At 67.7% G+C, this 2,941-nt stretch carries 2 protein-coding genes and 1 pseudogene; 2 read left to right on the forward strand and 1 reads right to left on the reverse strand.

All coding sequences use genetic code 11. The features are described 5' to 3' along the window. Both AX709_RS05875 and AX709_RS05880 read left to right on the forward strand, forming a co-directional pair. A pseudogene (locus tag AX709_RS05875) lies at positions 1-905 on the forward strand (hypothetical protein); the annotation flags it as partial. Positions 906-997: 92 nt separating this feature from the next. Continuing rightward, positions 998-1,834, forward strand: coding sequence for a TIGR00266 family protein (locus AX709_RS05880; RefSeq protein ID WP_066480859.1), 837 nt, complete (start codon positions 998-1,000; stop codon positions 1,832-1,834). 96 nt (positions 1,835-1,930) lie between these two features. On the opposite strand, the gene AX709_RS05885 is transcribed toward AX709_RS05880, so the two are convergent. Then, a complete protein-coding gene (locus AX709_RS05885; RefSeq protein WP_066547839.1) occupies positions 1,931-2,599 on the reverse strand; it encodes a L,D-transpeptidase family protein in 669 nt (222 codons plus the stop codon). Between the last annotated feature and the right edge of the window lie 342 nt (positions 2,600-2,941).

Here is a 2,941-nt window from a genome sequence, read left to right on the forward strand (position 1 = left end):
CACCCACTCCGACACCGGCGCCCACCCCGACGCCTGCCCCCACGCCGACCCCGACACCCGCGGCCAGCCCAAGCTCGACCTATATCCGCTTTGCCGACATCTATGCGTACCGGCTCGGGTCGGGCGTGACGCTGCCCAGCGCGTGCAGCGCGGTGGCGTTCGACCGGCAGCCGCCATCGGTGCTGCCCACCAACAGCTTCGGGCAGGGCGCGACCTTCCGTTTCGTGGTCACACCCCAGGTCTGGGCGGTCAACGGCGACGGCTTTCAGCTCTCGTTCGACGGCCGCACAGTCGACCCCTTCGCCACCGGTGCCGAAGCGGCCTATATGACCGAGGTGGCGGGTGAGCCGGTGCGCTTCACCATTGTCGTGCCGGACGCCGGGGGCCGGGCGTTCGCCTATAGCCGGCTGGCATCGGTGGCGATCCCGGTCGAGCGGGTGTCCCGCCAGACGCACTGCATCGTCGGCATCTCGACCCTTTCCAGCGACCTCGCCACGGCACCGTCGACGCCCTATGGCGATGGCCGCGTCCTGGCGACTGCCTATCTGGCCGATTCGGGTGGCGGGCCGGCCCGCGCATATGGCCTCGGCAACAGCATCGTCGCGATCACCCCCGACCCCGCGGGCCGCCGCATCACGCTTACGCTCCGGTTGGTGGGCACGCCCATGGCCGGGGGGGCCGACATCCCGCTGGGCAGCTTCGCCGCCACTGCGTCGATCGACGCCGCGACGGGCAATTTCACCGCGCCTTTGACCAGCAGCGACCGCGGCGTGATCGGAACGCTCAGCGGCCGGTTCTTCGGGCTCCAGGCGATTGAGGTGGCGGCAGCGTTCGGCGCGACCGTCGCGGCAGACGGCGCACAGCCCGCCTTCACGATCGCTGGCGGCATATTTGCCGCACGCTAAGCCGCCACCCGCTGCATCCGCCGGGTCGATATGCTATCACCCGACGGCCGGTCACGATGACCGCGCCCTTCATGTCCAGGGAGCATGATCAGATGGTCGCCAACAGTCCATGGCAGCATCACCGTCGCGCAGGCGTCGCCGACGACATCGATTTCGAGATCAAGGGCCAGGAGCTTCAATTCGTCGAGATCGAGCTCGACCCCGGCGAAAGCGCGGTGGCGGAAGCCGGCGCGCTCGTCTGGAAGGACGCGGCGATCGGCATGACGACGGTATTCGGCGACGGCAGCGGCGGTGCCGACGGCGGTTTCATGGACAAGCTGCTCGGCGCGGGCAAGCGACTGATCACCGGCGAAAGCCTGTTCACCACGGTGTTCACGCACAATGGCAGCGGCAAGGCGCGCGTTGCCTTTGCCTCCCCCACCCCGGGTGCCATCCTGCCGCTCAACCTTGCGCAGCTGGGCGGGCGGCTGATCTGCCAGAAGGACAGCTTCCTCGCCGCAGCCAAGGGCGTGTCGATCGGTGTCGAGTTCCAGCGCCGGGTGATGACCGGGCTGTTCGGCGGCGAGGGCTTCATCATGCAGAAGCTGGAGGGCGACGGCTGGGTCTTCGTCCAGATGGGCGGCACCGTGGTCGAGCGCGAGCTGGGGCCGGGCCAGGAGCTTCACGTCGATACCGGCTGTCTGGCCGCCTATACGCCTGGCATCGACTTCGATCTGGTGACGGCGGGCGGGGTCAGGAGCGTCCTGTTCGGTGGCGAGGGGCTGTTCTTCGCGCGGTTGCGCGGGCCGGGGCGGGTATGGATCCAGTCGCTGCCCTTTTCACGCCTCGCCGGACGGATGCTTGCCGCCGCCGGATCGCGCGGGGGACAGAATCGGGGCGAAGGATCGATGCTGGGCGAGCTCGGCGACCTGATCGGCGGCAATCGCTGACGGACGGACGCCACCTCTCCCGTCAACCGAGCGTCATGCAAAGATGCCCGGTGGACCCCGGCACGAGGCCGGGGTGACGGACAAGTGCGACTCGGCTTACGCGATGATGCTGTCGCCCAGCGTCATCGTCTCGCCATTGGTGACGATCACCCGGTCGCCCAGCTTGACCGTGCCGAACAGCTTGCGCGCGAACGCGGTCGGGACGCCGATGCAGCCGTGCGTCGCCGCGCCTTCCTCGACATCGCTGCCGTGGATCGAGATGCCGTCATTGGTCAGCCGCAGCATATAGGGCATCGGCGCGTCATAGAGGTTGGAGACGTGATCGGCGTCCTTTTCGGTGATCGGATAGATGCCGGTCGGCGTCGGCTTTTCATCCGCGCCATAGAGGATCACCGCCGCGCCGATTTCATGCCCGCCCTTGAACACCGACAGCACCTGCGCCTGCAGGTCGACGGTGATGACGATCGGGCCATCGGGCACGCCGGCATCGTCCCAGACATGATCGCCATGGGTGAAGGGCGACGGCACGTCGAGGATGCGCTTGACGACGAAATCGGGGTTGGCGGCGGGTGCCGTCATCTCGACCGGCGTCGTCGCAGCGATCGGTGAAGGCGTGGGTTCGGGCATGGATTGAAGCGCGGGCGCAGCCACCGGTGCAGCCTCGCGCAATGGGTCTATGCCGCTGTTCATCGCCAGCAGCGTCGCACTCGTCGCGATCGCCAGCATCATGCCGGCGCGCATCGCATAGGTCCCAAAGCGGGTCATCAGCAGCTCCTGTTGCGCTGCTTATCGTCGATTGCCGCACGGTGCGCGAGGGGGTGGAATCGCGCTGTGCCGGGCTGGGACGTTTACCACGCCAACAGCAGAAGAGGCTGTATCGACCCGCTCATCCTGAATAGGGACTAAGCTTGGCGAAGCCTGTCCTGAGCGACGCCGCTGGCGGCGTCGAAGGGCTCAGCGGCTACGCAGGATGAGCGGTTCGGGGATACGTCCTTGCGCGCAAACTCGCACGCAAGACTCGCTGACGACTGGCCTCAAATCCCCTCCGCGACCACCGGGAAGCCGGCCGCTTCCAGCGCCGCCGTCAGATCCGCCACACACTGATCG

Source organism: Sphingomonas sp. CCH15-F11 (genome assembly GCF_001557005.1).
In the GTDB taxonomy this organism is placed as follows: domain Bacteria; phylum Pseudomonadota; class Alphaproteobacteria; order Sphingomonadales; family Sphingomonadaceae; genus Sphingomonas.

Coding starts and splice junctions, on each gene's coding strand:
- AX709_RS05880 (WP_066480859.1), top strand. CDS start 998: ATGGTCGCCAACAGTCCATGGCAGCATCACCGTCGCGCAGGCGTCGCC.
- AX709_RS05885 (WP_066547839.1), bottom strand. CDS start 2,599: ATGACCCGCTTTGGGACCTATGCGATGCGCGCCGGCATGATGCTGGCG.